Source organism: Mycolicibacterium llatzerense (assembly GCF_000878195.1).
GTDB lineage: Bacteria > Actinomycetota > Actinomycetes > Mycobacteriales > Mycobacteriaceae > Mycobacterium > Mycobacterium llatzerense.
In genome coordinates, this window is the sequence record NZ_JXST01000009.1 from 56,231 (window position 1) to 75,873 (window position 19,643).

At 65.2% G+C, this 19,643-nt stretch carries 18 protein-coding genes; 10 read left to right on the top strand and 8 right to left on the bottom strand.

What is annotated here, in order from left to right; genetic code table 11:
• Window positions 1-110: 110 nt before the first annotated feature.
• The 3 genes from TL10_RS08325 (at window position 111) to TL10_RS08335 (ending at window position 3,478) form a co-directional block, all read left to right on the top strand.
• The gene (locus tag TL10_RS08325; protein ID WP_157850362.1) at window positions 111-941 is read left to right on the top strand and encodes an alpha/beta hydrolase; all 831 of its coding nucleotides are present in this window, start codon (window positions 111-113) and stop codon (window positions 939-941) included.
• 73 nt (window positions 942-1,014) lie between these two features.
• On the top strand, window positions 1,015-2,814 hold the full coding sequence (gene fadD11, locus TL10_RS08330) for a fatty acid--CoA ligase FadD11 (protein WP_043985278.1): 1,800 nt from the start codon (window positions 1,015-1,017) through the stop codon (window positions 2,812-2,814).
• Window positions 2,762-3,478 carry a TetR/AcrR family transcriptional regulator gene (locus tag TL10_RS08335; RefSeq protein WP_234711397.1) on the top strand — a complete coding sequence of 239 codons (717 nt, stop codon included), beginning with the start codon at window positions 2,762-2,764 and terminating at the stop codon, window positions 3,476-3,478. The genes fadD11 and TL10_RS08335 overlap by 53 nt, the downstream gene beginning before the upstream one ends.
• A gap of 15 nt (window positions 3,479-3,493) precedes the next feature.
• Here the strand turns inward: TL10_RS08335 and TL10_RS29505 are convergent, their stop codons facing one another.
• Genes TL10_RS29505 through TL10_RS08350 form a run of 3 tightly spaced genes read right to left on the bottom strand, consistent with a single transcriptional unit; the run spans window position 3,494 to window position 7,315 of the window.
• Window positions 3,494-4,657 (bottom strand): FAD-dependent oxidoreductase, encoded by a 1,164-nt coding sequence (locus TL10_RS29505; protein WP_052506345.1) that lies wholly within the window; start codon window positions 4,655-4,657, stop codon window positions 3,494-3,496.
• A 13-nt stretch (window positions 4,658-4,670) separates the two neighbouring features.
• The gene (locus TL10_RS08345) at window positions 4,671-5,984 is read right to left on the bottom strand and encodes an ABC transporter substrate-binding protein (RefSeq protein ID WP_043985279.1); all 1,314 of its coding nucleotides are present in this window, start codon (window positions 5,982-5,984) and stop codon (window positions 4,671-4,673) included.
• A complete protein-coding gene (locus TL10_RS08350) occupies window positions 5,981-7,315 on the bottom strand; it encodes an MFS transporter (RefSeq protein ID WP_043985280.1) in 1,335 nt (444 codons plus the stop codon). Before TL10_RS08350 ends, TL10_RS08345 begins: the two co-directional genes overlap by 4 nt.
• 353 nt (window positions 7,316-7,668) lie before the next feature.
• Between TL10_RS08350 and TL10_RS08355 the strand changes: the two genes are divergently transcribed.
• Window positions 7,669-8,604 carry a cutinase family protein gene (locus tag TL10_RS08355; RefSeq protein WP_081936577.1) on the top strand — a complete coding sequence of 312 codons (936 nt, stop codon included), beginning with the start codon at window positions 7,669-7,671 and terminating at the stop codon, window positions 8,602-8,604.
• On the opposite strand, the gene TL10_RS08360 is transcribed toward TL10_RS08355, so the two are convergent.
• A complete protein-coding gene (locus TL10_RS08360; RefSeq protein ID WP_043392541.1) occupies window positions 8,601-9,227 on the bottom strand; it encodes a TetR/AcrR family transcriptional regulator in 627 nt (208 codons plus the stop codon). The two genes, TL10_RS08355 and TL10_RS08360, sit on opposite strands and share 4 nt — an antisense overlap.
• A 92-nt stretch (window positions 9,228-9,319) precedes the next feature.
• On the opposite strand from TL10_RS08360, the gene TL10_RS08365 reads away from it, so the two are divergent.
• A complete protein-coding gene (locus TL10_RS08365; protein WP_043985282.1) occupies window positions 9,320-10,876 on the top strand; it encodes a flavin-containing monooxygenase in 1,557 nt (518 codons plus the stop codon).
• A gap of 326 nt (window positions 10,877-11,202) precedes the next feature.
• On the opposite strand, the gene ygiD is transcribed toward TL10_RS08365, so the two are convergent.
• The 3 genes from ygiD to TL10_RS08380 are packed head-to-tail and all read right to left on the bottom strand — an operon-like array spanning window position 11,203 to window position 13,974.
• Window positions 11,203-11,967, bottom strand: a complete 765-nt coding sequence (gene ygiD, locus TL10_RS08370; protein ID WP_043985339.1) for a 4,5-DOPA-extradiol-dioxygenase — start codon at window positions 11,965-11,967, stop codon at window positions 11,203-11,205.
• 52 nt (window positions 11,968-12,019) lie between these two features.
• Window positions 12,020-13,474 carry an FAD-binding protein gene (locus TL10_RS08375; RefSeq protein ID WP_043985283.1) on the bottom strand — a complete coding sequence of 485 codons (1,455 nt, stop codon included), beginning with the start codon at window positions 13,472-13,474 and terminating at the stop codon, window positions 12,020-12,022.
• A complete protein-coding gene (locus TL10_RS08380) occupies window positions 13,474-13,974 on the bottom strand; it encodes a VOC family protein (RefSeq protein WP_043985284.1) in 501 nt (166 codons plus the stop codon). Before TL10_RS08380 ends, TL10_RS08375 begins: the two co-directional genes overlap by 1 nt.
• A gap of 119 nt (window positions 13,975-14,093) precedes the next feature.
• Between TL10_RS08380 and TL10_RS08385 the strand changes: the two genes are divergently transcribed.
• Together TL10_RS08385 and TL10_RS08390 are read left to right on the top strand one after the other, a co-directional pair.
• Entirely contained in the window at window positions 14,094-14,738 is a 645-nt protein-coding gene (locus TL10_RS08385) for a TetR/AcrR family transcriptional regulator (protein WP_043985285.1), read from the top strand.
• A gap of 26 nt (window positions 14,739-14,764) precedes the next feature.
• The gene (locus tag TL10_RS08390) at window positions 14,765-15,904 is read left to right on the top strand and encodes a 3-ketosteroid-9-alpha-monooxygenase, oxygenase component (protein ID WP_192830202.1); all 1,140 of its coding nucleotides are present in this window, start codon (window positions 14,765-14,767) and stop codon (window positions 15,902-15,904) included.
• 5 nt (window positions 15,905-15,909) lie between these two features.
• On the opposite strand, the gene TL10_RS08395 is transcribed toward TL10_RS08390, so the two are convergent.
• Window positions 15,910-16,527: a QsdR family transcriptional regulator gene (locus tag TL10_RS08395; RefSeq protein ID WP_043985287.1), complete on the bottom strand. Its 618-nt coding sequence runs from the start codon at window positions 16,525-16,527 to the stop codon at window positions 15,910-15,912.
• A 104-nt stretch (window positions 16,528-16,631) separates the two neighbouring features.
• Here TL10_RS08395 and TL10_RS08400 point away from each other — a divergent pair, with 104 nt between their 5' ends.
• The 3 genes from TL10_RS08400 to TL10_RS08410 are packed head-to-tail and all read left to right on the top strand — an operon-like array spanning window position 16,632 to window position 19,637.
• Complete coding sequence (locus TL10_RS08400) at window positions 16,632-17,387, top strand: SDR family oxidoreductase (RefSeq protein WP_043985341.1); 756 nt, start codon at window positions 16,632-16,634, stop codon at window positions 17,385-17,387.
• A complete protein-coding gene (locus tag TL10_RS08405) occupies window positions 17,387-18,415 on the top strand; it encodes a phosphotransferase family protein (protein ID WP_043985288.1) in 1,029 nt (342 codons plus the stop codon). Before TL10_RS08400 ends, TL10_RS08405 begins: the two co-directional genes overlap by 1 nt.
• A 1-nt stretch (window position 18,416) precedes the next feature.
• Window positions 18,417-19,637 carry an acyl-CoA dehydrogenase family protein gene (locus tag TL10_RS08410; RefSeq protein WP_043985289.1) on the top strand — a complete coding sequence of 407 codons (1,221 nt, stop codon included), beginning with the start codon at window positions 18,417-18,419 and terminating at the stop codon, window positions 19,635-19,637.
• Window positions 19,638-19,643: the final 6 nt, after the last annotated feature.

Below are 19,643 nucleotides of genomic sequence, written 5' to 3' on the forward strand. Positions count from 1 at the left end.
CGGAGCCTCGGCGTGGTTCGGTTCGTGCCCGAGCGCTGCGAGAGTTGTCGGCGCTGACGATCCGGCGGGTGGGCGCCGCAACGCCGGTGAATGCAGGCACGGTTCCGGTTGTGCGGCAGCTCTTGGAGCGCGGCCTGCGGGCCACCGCTCCCACTCTGGGCGGTACCCGGATCGAACTGGTGGATAACGGCGACGTTCGCGGCGAATGGGTCCGGGGCCCGAAAACGAGCCGAGACGACATCGTCGTGCTGTATGTGCACGGCGGCGGCTTCGTCGCCGGGTCGCCACGTGCGTATCGCGGTGTGACGTCACGGCTTTCGACCGCGCTGCGCGCACCGGTGTTCGGGCTCGCGTATCGGCTGGCACCCGAGCATCCCTTTCCGGCCGCACCGCACGACCTCGACGCCGCCTATCGTTGGTTGCTGCGCTGTGGTTACCGGTCTGACCAGATCGTGATCGCGGGCGACTCGGCGGGCGGCTACCTGGCGGCCGACCTCGTCATCGCCAACGCCCGCGCAGGACTTCCTGAGCCGGCGGCGCTGATGCTGTTCTCGCCGATGGCCGATCTCAGCCTGTCGATCGCCGAAGTCCATGACGGGGCCGTCGACGAGGGCATCCTGTCCATGTCCGTCGCGCGGGCCGCGGTCGCGCACTACCTTGACGGCGCCGCCGGTGCGCACGACCTGCGGCCGGCGCCCGGAATGTCGTTGCCGCCGACGCTGATTCAAGCCAGTACTACCGAACTGCTCGGCGGTGACGCGGTTGAATTGGCGGACCGGTTCCGCCGTGCCGGCGCCACGTGCGAATTGCAGATGTGGCCCGATCAAATCCATGTCTTTCAGGCGCTGCCCGTCGTGGTGCCTGAATCGCGTATGGCCTATCGCGCGGCCGCTCAATTCGTGGCGGCGATCACCGGGGCCTCGCAGCGACCTGCGATGTGACCACCCGGGTTCCGGTAACGCCCGCTTCCCTGAAATTCCACCATGATTCGACATCGCGACAGTTGAGGAAGTCATGTCTGAAACAGCTATCACCACACTGCCGGCCGCATTTCAGCACACCGCGTCCGTCGCCCCTGATGCGGTGGCGCTGCGGACGCCAGGAAACACCCACACCGTGACGTGGCGGCAGTATGCCGAACTCGTGCGCCGAGCCGCTGCCGGACTGGCCGCGCTGGGAGTCAGGCGAGGTGACACCGTGGCCCTGATGATGGCCAACCGAATCGAGTTCTACCCGTTGGAGGTTGGCGCGCAGCATCTCGGCGCCACATCGTTTTCCGTGTACAACACGTTGTCCGCCGAGCAACTCGGCCATGTGTTGGGCAACGCCGGTGCGCGGGTGGTCGTTTGTGAACCCCAGTACGTGGAACGGATCCGGGCCAGTGGGGCAGCGCCCGAGCACGTCGTTTGTGTCGACGAGGCGCCGGCCGGAACAATCTCGATGTCGGCGTTGCTTGCCGGTGGCGCCGACGATTTCGACTTCGACGCGACGTGGCGCACCGTCCAACCAGACGATGTGGCGACACTGATCTACACCTCGGGAACCACCGGCAGCCCCAAAGGTGTGGAGACCACTCACGCGAATCTGTTGTTTCAGGTCCAGGCAATCGACGAGGTCCTGGAACTCCGATTCGGCGACACCATCACCTCGTTCATGCCGACCGCGCACATCGCGGACCGGTTGACCGCGCTGTACGTCCAGGAGGTCCTGGGCACCCAAGTGACTGTTGTTGCGGATGCCAAACTGATCGCACCGGCTCTGGCCGAGTTGCACCCGACGGTTTGGGGTGCGGTGCCGCGAGTATGGGAAAAGCTCAAGGCGGCAATCGAACTCAGCGTTGACAGCGAGTCGGACGAAACGCGTAGGCAAGGGTTGCGGTGGGGACTCGAGGTGGCCGCAAACCGGAGCCGATACGAATTGGCCGGTCAGCCGGTCCCTGTGGACGTCGCTGCCGAATGGGCACGTGCCGATGAGTTGGTGCTGTCGAAAATCCGCGCGAAACTGGGACTGGACCGGGTTCGTTGGGCATTGTCGGGAGCGGCGCCGATCCCGCCTGAGACGCTCGGTTTCTTTGCCGGCCTCGGTGTTCCGATCGCCGAGATCTGGGGCATGTCCGAGCTTTCCTGCATCTGCAGTGTCACCCACCCACGGGAGGCCAAACTGGGCACCGTCGGAAAGCTGGTTCCGGGCATGCAGGGGCGCATCGCCGCGGACGGTGAATTGCTGGTCCGAGGGCCGCTGGTCATGAAGGGCTACCGCAACGAGCCCGACAAGACCGCCGAGGCTATCGACGCCGATGGTTGGTTGCATACCGGCGACGTCGTCACCATCGACGACGACGGCTTCCTCCGGATCGTGGACCGCAAGAAAGAACTCATCATCAATTCGGCGGGCAAGAACATGTCCCCCACCAATATCGAGAACGCCATCAAAGCGGCCAGCCCACTGATCGGAGCGATGGCCGTCATCGGCGATGGCCGCCCCTACAACACTGCGCTCATTGTGCTCGATGCCGAGAGTGCATCAACCTATGCTGCGCAGCGCAACCTGCCTGATGCGTCGGCTGCTGCGCTCGTCGCTGATCCGGTTGTGATCAAACAAATCTGCGCCGGAGTCACCGCCGGGAATGGACGGCTGGCCCGCGTCGAGCAGGTGAAACGGTTCCGCATCCTGCCAACGTTCTGGGAGCCTGGCGGAGAGGAGCTCACTCTCACCATGAAGCTCAAGCGCAAAGTCGTTGCGGAGAAGTACGCTGACGACATTGACGACCTCTACCGTCCAGAACCCATTCGCGACGTTCATGAACCTGGCTGAACCCGCTGCTGATGCAGCCCGGAACGGTCAGGGACGCCGCGGTGCCCACCGTGCTGCCGCTTCCTCCGTTCGGCGCGGAGACCTGCAGCGGGATGCGATCCTCGGCGCCACCCGGGAACTACTGAGCACCAACAGTTTCGAGAGCATCTCCGTTAGCGCGATCACCGCTCGCGCCGGCATTACCCGATCGGGCTTCTACTTCTACTTCGAATCCAAACACGCCGTATTGGCGACCCTGCTGCGAGCCGTTGTCACGGAACTCGACGAAATGACAAACCACTTCGCGCCCAGGGGTCAGCAGGAGTCGCCCGAGATGTTCGTGTCGAGAATGGTCGGCACCTTGGCCACCGTGACCTCGCGCAATGACCCGGTGATGGCCGCTTGTCAGGCCGCTCGGCACACCGATGCCGAGATTCGCTCGATTACCGACGCATTCAGTGACTCAGTGATCGCGGCGGTGCAGAAGAACATCGCGGCCGAAGTCGCGGCCGGCACCGCCGCGCCGATCGCCGACGACACTGCCGCACTGGTGCGCATCCTGTCGGCCACGACGTGGTTTGCCGTCAGCGGCGACACGGCGTTCGTCCGATCGGCCGACGATATCCCGAGGGCATTGCACGCCATCGAGCAGCTGTGGCTGCACGCCTTCTGGGGCTATCGCTGATGCAGACCGGTGGGTCTACGGGCGGAAGTCGGAGTCACCGGTCAGCACGTCGGTGAGCCGCAGCGCGATGGTCGCTCTCCGCGACGCGAGCTGTCGCGCCGAGCGCTGGATTTCCGCGGTTTGTTCGGTCCGGACAGCCTGATACCGCAGGAGTGCCGCGGCGACGTCACAGTCCTCAGCATCGGCGAGTTGGCGAGCGAGTTCCGCACCATCCTGGATCGCCTGATTGGCACCCTGTCCGCCGAAGGGCGTCATCGGGTGCGCGGCATCGCCGAGCAGCGCGATGCGGGCGGTGGTCCAACGCGCGATGGGATCTCGGTCGTAGACCGGGTGCATGTACACCGGCCCGGTTGCGCCGCGGATCAGCCGGCCGACCACGGGCTCGAAATCGTCGAACTGCCGGGCCAGCGCCGCCAGATCCGCACGCGCCGACCACAGGTGCAGCGGTGGCTCGTCGACGCCGAGGGTCGCGTCGACGGCCACCTGGTGGCCCGCGCGCACCGGCACCGCGATGACGTGTTTGGCGTAGTTGGCCGAATGCCACGAGCGCAGACGGTCATTCGGCCGACCGTCCAGGCAGTTCACCGGGCTGACCGCGCGGAAGATCACCGAACCGCAGTAATTGATTTCGTCATCGCTGAACAGCGTTCGCACGGTGGAGCGCAGCCCGTCGGCGCCGATTACCAGCGGCGTCCGCAGTACGGCGCCATCGGCGAACGTGAGCGCGACGTGATCGTCGTGCTCGACGAGCCCGGTCAGTCGGTGCCGTAGGCGTACCTGGTCCCGGCCCAGATGGGCCACCATGAGGGCGTGCAGATCAGCCCGGTGGACGGTGCGCGGCGACAGCTCGGCGTCGGCGTACCCAAACCGTCCGTGCTCGGAACCGATGTCCGGGGCGGCGGCGTAGTCGGCCACAGATTCCACGTGACCGGCCTGATCGTGGGTCTCGAAATATCTTGTTGCCGAAGATATCTGGTTGAACTCGTCGAGCATTCCCCATTCTTCGAACAGCCGAAGCGTCGGCGGCGAGATCCCGAGCGGGCCGCCGACCTCGCCGAGCTCACGGGTCTTGTCCACCACGATGGCGTGGTGGCCGCCCCGGCGCAACGCAATCGCTGCGGCGAGGCCGCCGAGGCCTGCGCCGACGACGATGGGTGTGGTGGTGTGGTGATCGGACACGACTGAGTGCCTTTCAGATTCCGGGATGAGTGAAGCGCGCCAGGCCCTCGGCATCGAGGGCAAGTCGGGGCACCGCTTCCGGTCGGTGGCCGACGACGGTGCGCACGTTGCAGATCGGCAGCCACAGTCCGTCGTGGATGATCAACTGCTGTATGTCGTGCACCAGCTTTCGGCGCCCAGTGGGGTCCGGGCAGTGCAGTTGATCGTCGAAAAGGTCGTCGAGCCGATCGCGTTCCGCGCGACACATCGCGTTGCGCTGGTCGACCGCGAACTGATACCGCAGCGCGTCGGGATCTATTGCGGTGTAATAGAAGAACCGGAAATCGTAGGCTCCGGACTGCTGCCGCGACCGGAGTTCGCCGAAGTCGACGTTGTGCAGCACCAGCTCGATGCCATGCCCGGCCCACTGGTCGGCCACCGCGGACAGCAGTTCGGCGTCGATGGGGGAGAACGAGCTGTTGAACACCATTTCGAACCGCAACCCGTCGGCTCCGGCCGCATCGAGTAGTCGCCGCGCCGCTGCCGGATCGTGCGCCAGCTGCGCTGAGCAATCGCGGTAGTGCAGCGCGGTCGGCGTGAGCACCGAGCCGGCCACGGTGTAGCCGCACGAATCCAGAATCGGCCGCAGTCGCTCGCGATCGATCAGCAGCGACAGCGCGCGCCGGATTCGGGGATCGGTCAGCGGCCCGCGAGAGACGTTGGGGCACAGTCCATAACTGATCCCCGGATTGTGGAGTTGTGCGGTCCGGAAGCCGGCTGCGGGCCCCGCGTGCACATCGGCGAGTCCGTCGTCGCCCGCGGTGAACAAGAGGCGGCGCCTGCCATCAGTGAGGCACCCCGCGCCGGCGGGCGCCCACGACCCGGTGCCCAAACGCATTCCACCCACCGACGGCTTGTTCACCGCCAAGTTCACGCCGGCCAGGCTGTGCAGGAACGCGGCGTTGTGCCGATTGAACCGGAACGCGACCGTCTCGCCGCGCGATTCCACACCGGACAATCCGGCCAGGCCGGCAATCGCCGATGGTAGGGGAGTAACCCCTGAAAGGTCATTGACGATGTCGCAGAAGCTGTTTCGGACCAGATCGGCAGTGAGCGGCACACCGTCGGAGAAGTGCCGACCGGCCGGGATCGTCAGCTCCACCGTCAGTGGATCAGGACGAGACCACGACGACGCCAGCCACGGCCGCACCTGCGCGGTCACGGGGTCGATGTCGACGAGGCTCTCGAATACCTGTCGTGCATAGGTTTTCGAGATGCCGTTGTAGGCCAGGCGAGGGTCGACGGTGAGTTGCCCGGGCGGCCAGGCGAAGCTGATGTCGTGCGTCACTGGGCGACTCCGGCTCGAGTGGAGACCGCCGGTCGCGCCGCGGCGGACGCGACGAGGCCGACGACGGCAATCAGTACTCCGGAGAAAACGAACAGGCGGTGCGGGCTATCGAAGCCGCCGATCGCCGTCGCGCCGACCGATACCCCGATCGCCGCACCCAACGCGCGCAGATAGTGGTAGACAGCGGAATCGAACGTGACCCGGCCGGAATTGGTCAGCACGTTCGTGGCCAGTGAGCTCCACAGAAAGCCCATGGCGCCGCCCATCACGGTGGCGCAGATCAGCAGCGAGCCGACGTGATCGGCTGCCACCGCGACACCGAAGCCGGCCAGCGTCAGGCAAGCCGCCCCGTAACTCACCAACCGGGTGTTCTTCGCGTCCTCGCCGGGGCGACCGAACTGGGTGATCGGCAAGAGGCCCGCGACGACCGCCATCGGCAGCAGTACCAGCGCCGCGCGGTAGGAACTGAACAACTGCACCCGTTGCAGGACGTAGATCACCACCAACGTGAAGCCGTTGGTCGCGATGCCCGCGACGAAGACGATCAGAAAGCTGCGGTACAGAATCGGCCGCCGGGTTCCGTCGCCGCCCGACCACCGGCACGCGCCGATCACCACGACGCCCACCACCGTCGCCAGCGCGCCCAAGAGCACCTTGGTCGTCAGCTCGGTCGTCGTCCCGGCCGCGAGGAAGATGACGACCTGCACCAGCCCGAAGCCGACGATCAACGTCGCACCCCGGCGCGACCTCTCGGGCTCAGCGTCGGGCTCGGGTGCCTGCGCGCGTGCGCCCCACGCCAACAGCGGGATCGACGCGGCGGTGGTCAGCACCGTCTCGTACGGGAAGGCCCGCCACCCCCACGCGTCGTTGAGCACCGCGGTGATCAACGGTGAACACAGTGCCGACGCCGACACCACGAGCCCCCACGTTCCGAGGAATGCCGTGTGGTGATCCGGGTAGAACTGTTGCCGCGCGATCCGGAACAGCTGCGGCGCCAACAATGCCGATGTCGCGCCCTGCAGGAACCGGATGACGATGAGCATCCAGAACGCCGGGCTGAGGCTCGCGGCGATGCCGAGTACGGCGAGCGCTGCCGAACTGACGTAGAAGGTCGTGACGGGCCGGCAGCGGTGCAGCAGCAGGCCGGCCGGCAGCAGGGTCGCACAGAACCCGGCGAGGAAGGCGACGCCGACGTTGGCGGCCACGCCGTAGGGCAGGTGGAAGTAGTCCGAGATCGACGCGTTCAGCAGAACGGTCGCCGAGGAATTCGAATAGAGGGTGTACTCAGCGAGGTACAGCGACGCCGCAACGGCGTAGAGAGATGGCTTCATTTTTCATCACAGGAACTGGAAGGGCGAACGTTCGGGCAGCGAGAATCAGCGCGCGAATTTGTTCAACGGCGCCAGGCGGGCGCGGTTCCAGATCGAGGAGAGAAAAGACGGGGTGCACGACGAGTACGCCCGCACCATGGGTGCGGGAACCTGGTCAGAACGAGCACCCACGCGGGCGACTATACCGGTCAGCCCCTCGCGCGCCCTCGGTGCCTGAGGGCACAATCCCTCCCGCGAGATTTGCCGGAGACGCGCCGCGCAGCGATGCGCCGCCGGTGTCTTGATTGCTGCATGGCATATATTTGCTGGTCAGGGGTTTGTCTTCCTTTCCTGTGTGCGGGTAGGATGCAAGGATGCTGTTTCGCCACGTACGTAGCTCAGGCGTTGCTGGCGCGTCTGCTGCGCTTCGCTGGGCCGGCCTGGGTGCCTCGGTTCTGCTCACCGTCGCGGCCCCGCTCGTCATCCCGAGCGTGGCGGCTGCCGACGACTGCCCCGACGCCGAAGTCATCTTCGCGCGCGGCACCGACGAGCCGGTGGGCATGGGCCGTGTCGGTGATGCTCTCGTCGATTCGCTCCGTAGCAAGACCGGCGGCTTGGTCATCAGGTCCTACGCGGTGAACTACAAGGCCACGATCACGCAGCGGCACAGTGGCGAGGGCGCCAAGGACGCGATTGCTCGCGTCAAGTCCACCGTGGCCGAGTGCCCCAACACCAAGATCGTGCTGGGTGGCTACTCGCAAGGCGCGAGTGTGGTCAACATTGTGGCCGGCTTCTCCGGTATCAACTGGGGTGATCCGCTGCCGTCCGAGTACGTGAAAAACATTGCGGCGGTGGCTACTTTCGGCAATCAGGCTGACCGTACCGACGGTGCGCCACCGACCCAGAAATCACCGCTCAGCGCCAAGGCGATCGATCTGTGCAACCCTGCAGACCCGATTTGTCACGCGGGTGCGGGCAACTCCTGGAGCGGGCATACGCAGGGCTACGTCCCCGAGTACACCGACCAGGCGGCGTCTTTCGTTGCATCTGCGCTTCTTGCCGGGACGGCTCGGACCCTGCCCGGCTACGGCTCGCAGGCCCCGGCGTATGGCCCGCAGCCCGGGCCTGGTCCGCAGGCTGGTTATGGTGCGTTGCCGGGGCCGCCGCCGGCCTACGGCACGCCGCCCGGACCTCCGCAGACCTACGGCACGCCGCCCGGCCCGCAGGCGGGCTACGGATTGCAGCCTCCCGGTTCGGTTCCGCCGGTGTCTGCGCCGACATCGTCGTCTCCCGTACCGGGGTTGGTCTAGCGCGACCCCTGCGGCGGTGTCCCCAGCATCATGAGCGCGACATCGACGGCTTCATCGACCATGTCCTGCAACGGAATTCCCTGATGAACAGCAAAGGTCAACAGCTCGTTCAACGCGCCCAGCAGCATGACGACCCGAAGCAACGACACCGGGGCAGCGCCAGTTTCGCGCAATTGCTCGGTCTCCGTGAGGTTCTGGATGAGTGCGCGGTAGGCCTCGGCGTACTGAAAATGCAAGGCCCAGCTCTTGGGGCCGAGCGCGGCGAAATCTCGGGTGAGCGCACTGGTCAGCGCGGGCCGCTGGTCGCATACGCCGATCCAGGCCTCGACGGCGGCACGGACCTGGTCTTCGTTCGAGGCCGCCGGGTCGATGGCCTGCCGAATGGCGTCGATGATGATCCGGACGCTCTCCGAGTAGAGCGCCTTCAGGCAGTCTTCGATGTCGGTGAAGTGCTGATAGAAGGTGCGCCGTGAGGTGGCGGCCACCCGCACCACGTCGGCGACGGTGACGCGGGCGAAGCCGGTCTCGACGATGCAGTCGGCCATCGCATCGAGCAGGCGCTGCCGGTGCCCCTTGCTATCGGGCTCGGCAGTCAGCGACGGACGTTCTTGCACCCTTGACATCTTTCCCCACGGTCGTGGTACGTTCGTGTACCGCACCACCTGGTACGAATATGTACCACATTTGCCGTCGCCTCAAGGGGAGAAGGACCATCATGGTGGATCACGAGATCGTCGTTGTCGGCGCCGGATTCTCCGGTATCGGACTGGGGATTCAGCTCAAGAAGGCCGGCTTTGAGGATTTCAGGATCCTGGATGCCGCCGACGGTATCGGGGGAGTATGGCACCACAACCGGTACCCCGGTGTCGCCGTTGATATCCCGTCGACCACGTACTCGTACTCGTTCGAGAGCAACCCCTCCTGGTCGCGGCTCTTCGCACCCGGCGCCGAACTGCGGCAGTACGCCGAGAGTTGCGTGGACAAGTACGGGCTGCGACCGCATATTCAGTTGCGCACCAAGGTCGACCGCGCGGTGTTCGACGAGCGCGAGAACGTCTGGCACGTCCACACCGACCGCGGCCTGATCATTGCCCGGTTTCTGATCGGTGCGGTCGGCCCGCTCGACCAGCCGAAGAATCCGGACATCAAGGGCATCGACGATTTTCGCGGAGAGTTGGTGCACACCGCGCGGTGGGATGATGCGGTCGAAATCGACGGCAAGCGGGTTGCGGTCATCGGAACCGGCGCCACCGCACTACAACTCGTGCCGCAGCTGGCCGAGCGGTCCGCGCACCTGGACGTCTACCAGCGCACACCCATCTGGGTGGTGCCGAAGTTCGACGGCGCCATCCCGGAATGGGTGCAGGGGATGTTCGAGGCCGTGCCGTTCACGCAGGACGCGGTCAGCATGGTCACGACGGTGCTCTCCGACTTCATCTTCACTGCCGGTGTGGTCTACCACACGCGGCTGCCGTTCCTGGTCCGCGGCATCGAGCAGGTCTGCCGCCGGCACCTCGCAAATCAGGTCGAGGATCGCGAGCTCCGCGAAAAGCTCACTCCAGCATATGCATTCGGTTGCAAGCGGCCGTCGTTCTCCAACACCTACCTCAGTACGTTCAACCGGGACGACGTCGATCTGGTCACCGATCCCATCGCCAGGATCACCGAACGCGGGATCATCACCGAGACGATGGATTCGCAGACCGGCGCACGGCGCGAAATCGAGCATGCTGTCGATACCCTGGTGCTGGCAACAGGTTTCAATATTCTGCAGCTCGGTGCCATGCCGGCGTTCCCGGTCGTCGGGCTCGGCGGCGTGGAGCTGGGTGCGTTCTGGGACGAGAATCGCTATCAGAACTACGAGGGCGTCTCGACGCCGATCGCACCGAACTTCTGGTTGATGAACGGGCCGTGGTCGGTGACGGGCGCCTCGTGGTTCTCGATCATCGAAGCGGGGTGCCGCCACATCGTGCGCTGTCTTCAAGAGGCCCGTCGCCGCGGAGCCACTCGTGTGGCCGTCAAGCAGGAACCCCACGACGAGTACATGCGCAGCATGCGAAAGAAGGCTGCCCACACGGTTTTCGTGCAACCCAGCTGCGCCCAGGCGAACAGCTACTACTTCGACCGTCATGGCGACGCGCCGTTCGTGCGGCCGGTATCCGGGGTGTCTCTTTGGTTGGCCAGCAAGACATTTGATCTAGACAGCTATGACTACACGACCGGCGCGCGCAAGCGCGGGCGCACCAGAGTTGCTGTGGAACAAGGGGTCTAGCGCGCAATGGCATTTACGCGGTCGTGATAAAACCGCCGGAAGCCCGCACTGCGTGAGCATGGCTAATTCCTGAAGAATTGCTGTACGCCGCGCTTCGTGCGGCGTACGCTTTTCTGAGCTGCGCCGGGTGCGGCCTGCCTCGGCGCAGTGCGAACTTCGGGAGCAACCATGTTGGCCCAGGGATTTGACGGCGTCATCGTCGGTGCTCGATGCGCCGGCGCGCCGCCAGCTGCTCAACCACCGCCATGCCTACGTGACGCCCGCCGAGGCGCTGAAACCTGCTGGGGCGACGGAGGTTGACGCCAGTAGCGCGTGCTGAGTGGATTTCAGGTCAGGGTGTAGGACGTCATCGACAGCGACCCGTACGTATAGCCGTCGACGAGTACATTCGCGGGAGTGTCGGCCGCCGAACACAATCCGGCGAAGTAGAGCATCGGAATGAAATGATCCGGTGTCGGCGCGGCGGCGGCGAAGTCGGCATGTTCCCGCAGCCGTACGATTTGGTCGGGGGCACGGGTCAGTAGATCGGCTGCGGCATCGTCGAACCTGGTGGCCCAATCGAATCCGCTGTTGGCGAGCCGCGTGTTCATGGCCCGTAGGTTGTGCACGATGTTGCCGCTGCCGACGATCAGGACACCCCGGCTGCGCAGCTCGGCCAATTGCGCGCCGAGTGCGACGTGTTCCTCCAGGGGTTTCTCAGCGTCGATCGACAACTGCACCACCGGGATCGAGGCGTCGGGAAAGGCGTGTACCAACACCGACCACGTGCCGTGGTCGATGCCCCAGCTGTCCTGGTCAGCTCCGACCCAGGTCGGTTTGACGGTCTCGGCGATCTCGTCGGCGAGTTCGGGCAGTCCCGGCGCCGGGTACTGCACATCGAACAGCTCCTGTGGGAAGCCGTAGAAGTCGTGGATGGTGCGAGGCCGCGCCATGGCCGTGACCGCGGTGGCGTTGATGTACCAGTGCGCGCTGATCACCAGGATCGCCCGGGGGCGGGGCACGGACTGGCCGAACTCCGTCCAGGCGGCCGTATATCGGTTGCGTTCCACGGCGTTCATCGGACTGCCGTGTCCGATGAACGCCGCCGGCATGAGGGCGTGCAGGTCCGCTGATCGGGTCATCGTGCGGTCAACGCTACCGGGATTACGTTCCGGATGCCGCTGCGGCAGCGGCGCGTCCCGCCCGCCGCCCGAAGAACGAACCGGCACCCAGTTGCGTGCCGCTGGAATACCCCTTGGCGTCCTGCGCAATGGTGGAGGCGCAGGCGCCGGCGGCGTAGAGCCCGGAGACGGCAGTGCCGTCGTCGCGAAGCACTTCACCGTCGACCGAGATCGCCAGGCCCCCAAGGGTGAACCCGCTGTAGAACGCCTTGCCCAGACTCAGATCGAATGCCGCCCATGGACCGACGTCCTGAGGCTCCAGATACGTTGCGGCCTTGTGGAAGTCGGGGTCCTCGCCAACGGCCGCGCTCGCGTTGTACCTATCGAGGGAGGCCTGCAGCCTGCCGGCTGGGATGCCGAGTGCCGTTTCCATTTCGGCGACGTTCTCCCAACCGTCGATCAACGGAACCAACGGCATCGCCGGCATCTCGACGTGCCGGGAGTCGACAACGAGATAGGCGACACTGCCGGGCTGCTCAAGGGCGAAGGCGGAAGTTCTCGCGTGATATGAATCTTCGGCGACAAACCGGTCCCCGTTGCGGTTCACGATGAGGCCGGTGAGCAGCTTGGCAGGCGGATACGCGGGCGCGGTCATGAACGCCTGGTCCAGGTATTTGGTTGCCGCTCCGACGGATTGCCCCAACCGGATGCCGATGCCATCGTCGTAGCTGCTGCCCAAGGCGAAGACACGCTCGTCGGCCAGTTGTGGGAGATGCTGCGCCAGCATCTCCCGGTTCATCACGAAGCCACCAGTGGTCAGAACGACGGATTTCGCCCGCACGGCCCCGGTCTCACCGAAGCTCTTCCAGGTTGCTCCGACGACCCGGTCATCGTCGACGACGAGCGCGCAGACGCCTGTCTCGTAACGGATCTCCGCACCCAGTCTTGCCAGCCGCTCGACCAGTAGCTTGACCACCATTCCCGCGCCACCGGTATCGCCGGGCACCGGAACCTTGTGGCCCCGGGGGGCCGGCACCGCACGGTCGCGGAACGGCCACACCTGCTCGTTTCCGGTGTACATCAGCCCCTGCGTCTCCGGCTGGATAACGGCCTTGTGCGGGTAATAGCTGCGCTCGAATTCGAACCCCAGCGCTTCGAGCCATCCGAGATGCTCCGCGCTGCCCTCGCAGTAGGCGCTGATCAGCTCCGGCACAGGCTCTTTCGAGACCGCGGTCAGATAGGCGGCCATCTCGGCGGCGGAGTCGGTCTGGCCGGTGGCTTCCTGGACCGCGGTGCCGCCGCCCAAGTAGAAGTGGCCGCCCGCCATGGCTGTGGTGCCGCCGGCGACCGCGGCACGTTCGAGCACCAATACGCGCGCACCCGACGCGGCTGCTTCGACAGCCGCGCATCCGCCTGCCATGCCGAGTCCGACAACCAGCACGTCGACCTCGTCGGAGAACGACGAAACACCCTCTGCCGATACTGTTTCCGGAATCATCAGGCGCCCGCCGCAGCTTTCTTGATGTGCTCGAACATCGCACGAATCTCGGGGCTGAACGCGCCGAGTTCGATGTACGGCACCCCGGCAGACGCGCCGTCGACATAGGCGAAACGCATCAGACCGCCCGACATCTCGCCCTGTTGGACGATGGCCAGGCCCTGTTCCTGCGCCGACGCCACGGCCGCGTCGAAATCACCCGGCTCGAAACACACATGGTGCAGTCCCGGACCGCTGCGCTCGAGGAATTCGGTGTAGATGCTGGTGCCCCGCACCGGCTGGATCAGCTCCAACTGCATGGCGCCCGAGTACGACATCGAAATGTGGGCGGTGAAATCCGCGGGCTCGCCGTGCAGGCGACAGGTCTCCGGCCCGAACTCGATGTTGGGCATCCGGACCCATGTGCCCACCCCGAACTGCTTGCTCAGCAACTGCTCGGTTGCCTCGATATCGTCCGTGACCCAGGCGATTTGGCAGATCGGTCCGTACGCGACGGTCATGGTGTTCCTTCCGAGGGGCGAGCGGCGCCGAGGGGCGCACGACTCAAAGTAAGCGCAAAGGCTTAACTCGTCAAGCGTTGGTGATTGCATTTTCAAGTGTTCGGGATAAACTGGCGCCCATGAGTCGGCCTGACGCGCGCACGCAGCTGCTTCTCGCCGGTGAACGATTGATCGCCGAATCGGGTCCGGAAGTGTCGTTGCGCGATGTCGCGGTGGCTGCCGGTCAGCGGAACAATTCGGCCGTTCACTATCACTTCGGATCGCGAGATGGCTTGATCAGAGCCATCATCGGCTACCGGCAAGCACCGTTGGAACAGGCACGACTGGCGCTGCTCGCGGAGCATGAAAGTAACGGGAAGCCCGATGACAACATCGCCGTCCTGGTGACGATCCTGGTCGAGCCCCTGTTCGATACCCCGTACTCCGACGGGTCGAGCCATTACGCGCGGTTCCTCGAACGCGTCCGCAGTCACCCCGTCATGGCCGAGCTCACGCTGACCGCCGAGCAGTGGCCGGCGACCCGAATCCTGACCTCCCGCATGCTGCGCGCACTGGAGCACCTCCCCGAAGCGCTTCGCCACCAACGCATGGCCGCGATGGCGTCGGTGATGTTCACGCTGCTCGCCGACCATGAACGTCAGGTTGATGAGCAGCGCGATCCACCCCGTGGCGCACTGAGTGAAGCCGAGGCGCGGGACAACATCGTCGCGATGGTCGTCGGCCTGCTCACGGCGCCAATGCCCGCACTGGTTGGGCCCCAATGAATTCAGGCACAACGATGGAGGAGCGAATGTCGGTCGCCGAGCAGGAGTCGGCTGAAATCCGTCAGATCGAGGCGGGGGAGGACCCGACCAGGTTCGCCCGCGGCTGGCACTGCCTCGGCCTGATCCGCGATTTCAATGACGTTGCACCACACCAGATCAACGCCTTCGGAACGTCATTGGTGGTCTTCGCCGACAGTCAGGGCCGGCTCAACGTGCTCGACGCCTACTGCCGCCACATGGGTGGCAACCTGGCGCACGGCAGCGTCAAAGGTGACTCGATCGCGTGCCCGTTCCACGACTGGCGCTGGGGCGGCGACGGCAAGTGCACGTTGGTGCCCTACGCCAAGCGAACCCCGCGGCTGGCGCGCACCCGCTCATGGCTCACGCTGGAGCGCAACGGGCAACTGTTCGTCTGGAATGACCCGCAGGGCAACACTCCGCCGCCGGAGGTCGACATCCCCGAGATCGAGGGGTACGGCACGGACGCCTGGACCGACTGGACCTGGAACATCCAGTTGATCGAAGGTTCGCACTGCCGCGAGATCGTCGACAACAACGTCGACATGGCGCATTTCTTCTACGTGCACTACGCATTTCCCCGGAACTTCAAGAACATCTTCGAAGGTCACGTCGCCACCCAGGTGATGGATTCGACGCCCCGCGACGACATGGTCGTCAGCACCTTCCACGACCCGACCTCCATTCTCTATTCGGAGGCTTCGTATTTCGGGCCGTCGTACATGATCGATCGGCTGCGCAGCGTGGCCAACGGCATGACTGTCGAGACCATCCTGATCAACTCCCACTATCCGGTCAGCCCGAACTCGTTCGTGCTGCAGTACGGGGCCATCGTCAAGAAGCTCCCGAGCATGACCGAAGAGCAGAATGCGGAACTGGCAAGGACTTTCATCGATGGGGTGCAGACGGGCTTCGAGCAGGACGTCGAAATCTGGAAGCACAAGGCCCGCATCGACAACCCACTGCTCACCGAAGAAGACGGCCCGGTGTATCAGCAGCGCCGTTGGTACGAACAGTTCTATGTCGATGTCGAAGACGTGACGCCGGATATGACGGACCGCTTCGAGTTCGAGATCGACACCACGCAGGCCATCGAGAACTGGGAAGCCGAAGTGGCAGAGAATCTGGCGGCTTCGAGCTCTGCCTAGCGCGCTCAGTCAGTGGTTCGGCTGCGGCCGAGGAACGCGGCCACCAGATCGAGCGCGGTGTCGATCTCGGGCGGTCCGCCGCCGAGGAGTGGGGCGTAGAGGTGGGCATCGCACATCCGGATGAGTGCCAGCCCGAAAGTGCTTGGCGGCAGCGGTAATTCCAGCCGACCTGCGGCCACCTCGGCCTCCAGTACCTCGCCGATCAGACGACCGGCAGTCTGCTCCACGAGTCCGGGCAGCAGCATGAGCCGGACGATCAGCAATGGCTCGCGTTGCGATACCGCCTGCAGTGGCTTGGCGTCGGCCACCGCGTTCAGGAAATGCTCCATGACTGCCAGGAGCCTGTCGACGCCGACGGTATCGCCGTTGCCGGCACTGATCTTGGCGACCGAACGGCGGAAGGTGCGTTCGGTGGCCTCGGCAAGCACGGTGCTGAGCAGGTCTTCGCGATTGCCGACCAGTCGATAGAGGGTGGAACGGCCGATCCCGAGTTCGGTGGCCAGCGCCGACATGTCGACCGGGTCGCCGGCCAGATAGAGCCGGGTTGCGGCATCGACTGCGGCCTGGCGGCTCAGTGCCGTCCCCAGTCGCGGGGGATGCGTCGTCGATTCTGCTCCGGACATTCACCCATTATGGGACATTGCAACGCTGTGTGCCAGTGTGGCACACTTCGACTATGTGTCCCATCGGGTGGGGCCATGTACTGCAACTCGACGAGGAAGTTGACATGAGCACGCGATTCGAAGGAAAAACCGCGATCGTCACGGGTGCCAGTCGTGGCATCGGATTCGCCATCGCCCAGCGACTGGTCACCGAAGGCGCCAAGGTCGTTATCACTGCCCGCAAGCAGGACGCGCTCGATGCCGCCGTTGAGGCTCTCGGTGGGCCGGACGTCGCGCTCGCCGTCGCCGGCCGTGGTGATGACGCCGAGCACCAGGATGCTGTGGTGGCCAAGGCGATTGCGACGTTCGGTGGCGCCGATCTGTTCGTGAACAACACCGGCATCAACCCGGTGTACGGGCCGCTCATGGATATCGACATGGACGCCGCGCGCAAGATTCTGGAAGTCAACGTGCTGTCGGCGCTGTCGTGGGTGCAGAAGGTGAACCGGGCCTGGCAGGCCGAACACGGCGGAGCGATCGTCAACGTCGCGTCCATCGCCGGCCTGCGGCCTGCTCCGGGTATCGCGTTCTATGGCGTCTCAAAGGCCGCGGTCATCCACCTCACCGAGGAACTGGCGGTCGAGCTGGGGCCGAACATTCGGGTCAACGCCGTCGCGCCCGCCGTCGTGAAGACGCGCTTCGCGACCGCGCTGTACGAGGGCCGTGAGGACGAGGTCAGTGCGAACTACCCGCTCAAACGTCTTGGCGTACCCGAAGATATCGGTTCGGTGGTGGCATTCCTGTTGTCGGATGATGCCGGCTGGATGACCGGGCAGACATTGACCATCGATGGTGGCGTGCTCCTGGGCGGCGGGGTCTGATGGCTGCCGACACGCATCTCGAATTGCCCGGGCTCGATTTGGACAAGCTCGGAGAGTGGCTGCCTTCCGTGGTGCCCGGTGCCGGTGCGACACTGTCGGCGACGCTGATCGCCGGCGGCAAGTCGAATCTGACTTACCGTGTCACAGATGGTGATTCGTCGTGGATCGTTCGCCGTCCGCCAGTGGGTGAGCTTCTTGCCACGGCGCACGACATGGGCCGCGAATTCCGGATGATGTCGGCGCTCGCGCCCACCGCGGTACCGGTGCCTGCCATGTACGGCTTCTGCGACGACGTGTCGGTGGTCGGTGCCCCGTTCTATGTGATGGCCGAGGTCGACGGATCCCCGTACCGGCAGGCGGCCGAACTGCGGGCGCTGGGTGCCGAGCGCACCAGGGGCATCTCCGAGCGGCTGGTCGATACCCTGATCGCAGTGCATTCGGTCGATCCAGCGTCGGTGGGTCTGGCGGATTTCGGCCGGCCGCAAGCGTTTCTGGGCCGTCAGGTCGGGCGCTGGCACAAGCAGTTCGCCGCTGCCCGCACCCGGGATCTGCCCGCCATGGAAGAGCTCTATCAGGCGCTGTCGGGCCGGGTTCCGGCCGACTCGACGCCGGGCATCGTGCATGGCGACTATCGCCTTGACAACGTGCTGATGGACGCGGCCGACCAGCCGGCGGCGGTGCTGGACTGGGAGCTGTCGACCATCGGTGACTCGCTCACCGATCTGGCGTTGATGGTGGCTTACGGACGGTTGGCGGCGTCGGGCATCGGAGAGGTCTCCGACGTCAGCGAAGCGCCCGGCTTCCTCTCGGAGCAGGAGATCATCGACCGCTACAGCACCGGAATCGGCCGCGGCCTGGGCGATTTCGGGTTCTATCTGGCCCTGGCCTTCTTCAAGATGGCGGGCATTTTCGAAGGTATCCACTACCGATACGTCAACGGGCAGACCGTGGGCGACGGGTTCGCGTTCGCCGGGGACGCGGTGCACTCCCTGCTGGACGCCGGACGCAACGCATTGAAGGAGAACTGACATGGAATTCGCGTACGACGCAAAGACCAACGAAATGGTCGCCGAACTGACGGCGTTCATGGACAGCCACGTCTATCCCGCCGAGAAGACGTTCCATGAGCAGCTGGCGGTTCTGGACAACCGGTGGGCCTGGGACAGCGTCCCGGTACTCACCGAGCTGCGCGCCGAGGCCCGCCGTCGCGGTTTGTGGAATCTGTTCCTGCCCGGCTCCAAGGGTGCCGGTTTGACCAACCTGCAGTACGCGCCGCTCGCCGAAATCACCGGCCGGAGTATCCAATTGGCGCCCGCCGTCTTCAACTGTGCCGCACCGGACACCGGAAACATGGAGGTGCTCAATGAATTCGGCACCGAAGCGCAGCAGCGCCAATGGCTGGAGCCATTGCTGGCCGGAGAGATTCGGTCCGCCTTCGCGATGACCGAGCCAGACGTGGCCAGCTCCGATGCCACCAATGTCGAGCTGTCCATCGTGCGTGACGGCGACGACTACGTGATCAACGGACGCAAGTGGTGGATCACTGGAGCGATGAATCCCAACTGTGCCGTCTTCATCGTCATGGGCAAGACGGACCCCGGTTCGGAGCGCCATCGCCAGCAGTCGCAGATCCTCGTTCCCAGGGACACCCCGGGGCTCGAGGTGCTGCGTGGCATGGAGGTGTTCGGCTACGACGACAACGACCATGGCGGCCATGCCGAGCTGCGGTTCACCGATGTCCGGGTGCCGGTGTCGAACCTGATCGGTGAAGAGGGCGGCGGATTCGCCATCGCCCAGGCTCGCCTCGGGCCGGGGCGCATCCATCACTGCATGCGGGCCATCGGTGTTGCGGAGCGTGCCATCGAAATGATGTGCCGGCGGGCCGCCAGTCGCGTCGCGTTCGGCAAGCCGCTGGCCGAGCAGGGCGTGATCCGCGACTGGATCGCCGAATCCCGCGTGCGGGTCGAGCAATTGCGACTGCTGGTCCTCAAGACCGCCTGGCTGATGGACACCGTGGGAAATCGCGGTGCGCACACCGAGATTCAGTCCATCAAGATCGCCACGCCGCTGACGGTGCAGTGGATTCTGGACAAGGCCATTCAAGTGCACGGCGCCGGCGGCGTATCGCAGGACTTCCCGCTCGCCGCGATGTACGCGGGCATCCGCACCCTGCGCTTCGCCGATGGACCCGACGAGGTGCACAAGAACGCCCTCGCGCGTACGGAGTTGAAGAAGCACCTGGCGAGCTGATCTGGC

Coding starts and splice junctions, on each gene's coding strand:
- fadD11 (WP_043985278.1), top strand. CDS start 1,015: ATGTCTGAAACAGCTATCACCACACTGCCGGCCGCATTTCAGCACACC.
- TL10_RS08350 (WP_043985280.1), bottom strand. CDS start 7,315: ATGAAGCCATCTCTCTACGCCGTTGCGGCGTCGCTGTACCTCGCTGAG.
- TL10_RS08355 (WP_081936577.1), top strand. CDS start 7,669: ATGCTGTTTCGCCACGTACGTAGCTCAGGCGTTGCTGGCGCGTCTGCT.
- TL10_RS08360 (WP_043392541.1), bottom strand. CDS start 9,227: ATGTCAAGGGTGCAAGAACGTCCGTCGCTGACTGCCGAGCCCGATAGC.
- TL10_RS08365 (WP_043985282.1), top strand. CDS start 9,320: ATGGTGGATCACGAGATCGTCGTTGTCGGCGCCGGATTCTCCGGTATC.
- ygiD (WP_043985339.1), bottom strand. CDS start 11,967: ATGCCGGCGGCGTTCATCGGACACGGCAGTCCGATGAACGCCGTGGAA.
- TL10_RS08375 (WP_043985283.1), bottom strand. CDS start 13,474: ATGATTCCGGAAACAGTATCGGCAGAGGGTGTTTCGTCGTTCTCCGAC.
- TL10_RS08380 (WP_043985284.1), bottom strand. CDS start 13,974: ATGACCGTCGCGTACGGACCGATCTGCCAAATCGCCTGGGTCACGGAC.
- TL10_RS08385 (WP_043985285.1), top strand. CDS start 14,094: ATGAGTCGGCCTGACGCGCGCACGCAGCTGCTTCTCGCCGGTGAACGA.
- TL10_RS08390 (WP_192830202.1), top strand. CDS start 14,765: ATGTCGGTCGCCGAGCAGGAGTCGGCTGAAATCCGTCAGATCGAGGCG.
- TL10_RS08395 (WP_043985287.1), bottom strand. CDS start 16,527: ATGTCCGGAGCAGAATCGACGACGCATCCCCCGCGACTGGGGACGGCA.
- TL10_RS08400 (WP_043985341.1), top strand. CDS start 16,632: ATGAGCACGCGATTCGAAGGAAAAACCGCGATCGTCACGGGTGCCAGT.
- TL10_RS08405 (WP_043985288.1), top strand. CDS start 17,387: ATGGCTGCCGACACGCATCTCGAATTGCCCGGGCTCGATTTGGACAAG.
- TL10_RS08410 (WP_043985289.1), top strand. CDS start 18,417: ATGGAATTCGCGTACGACGCAAAGACCAACGAAATGGTCGCCGAACTG.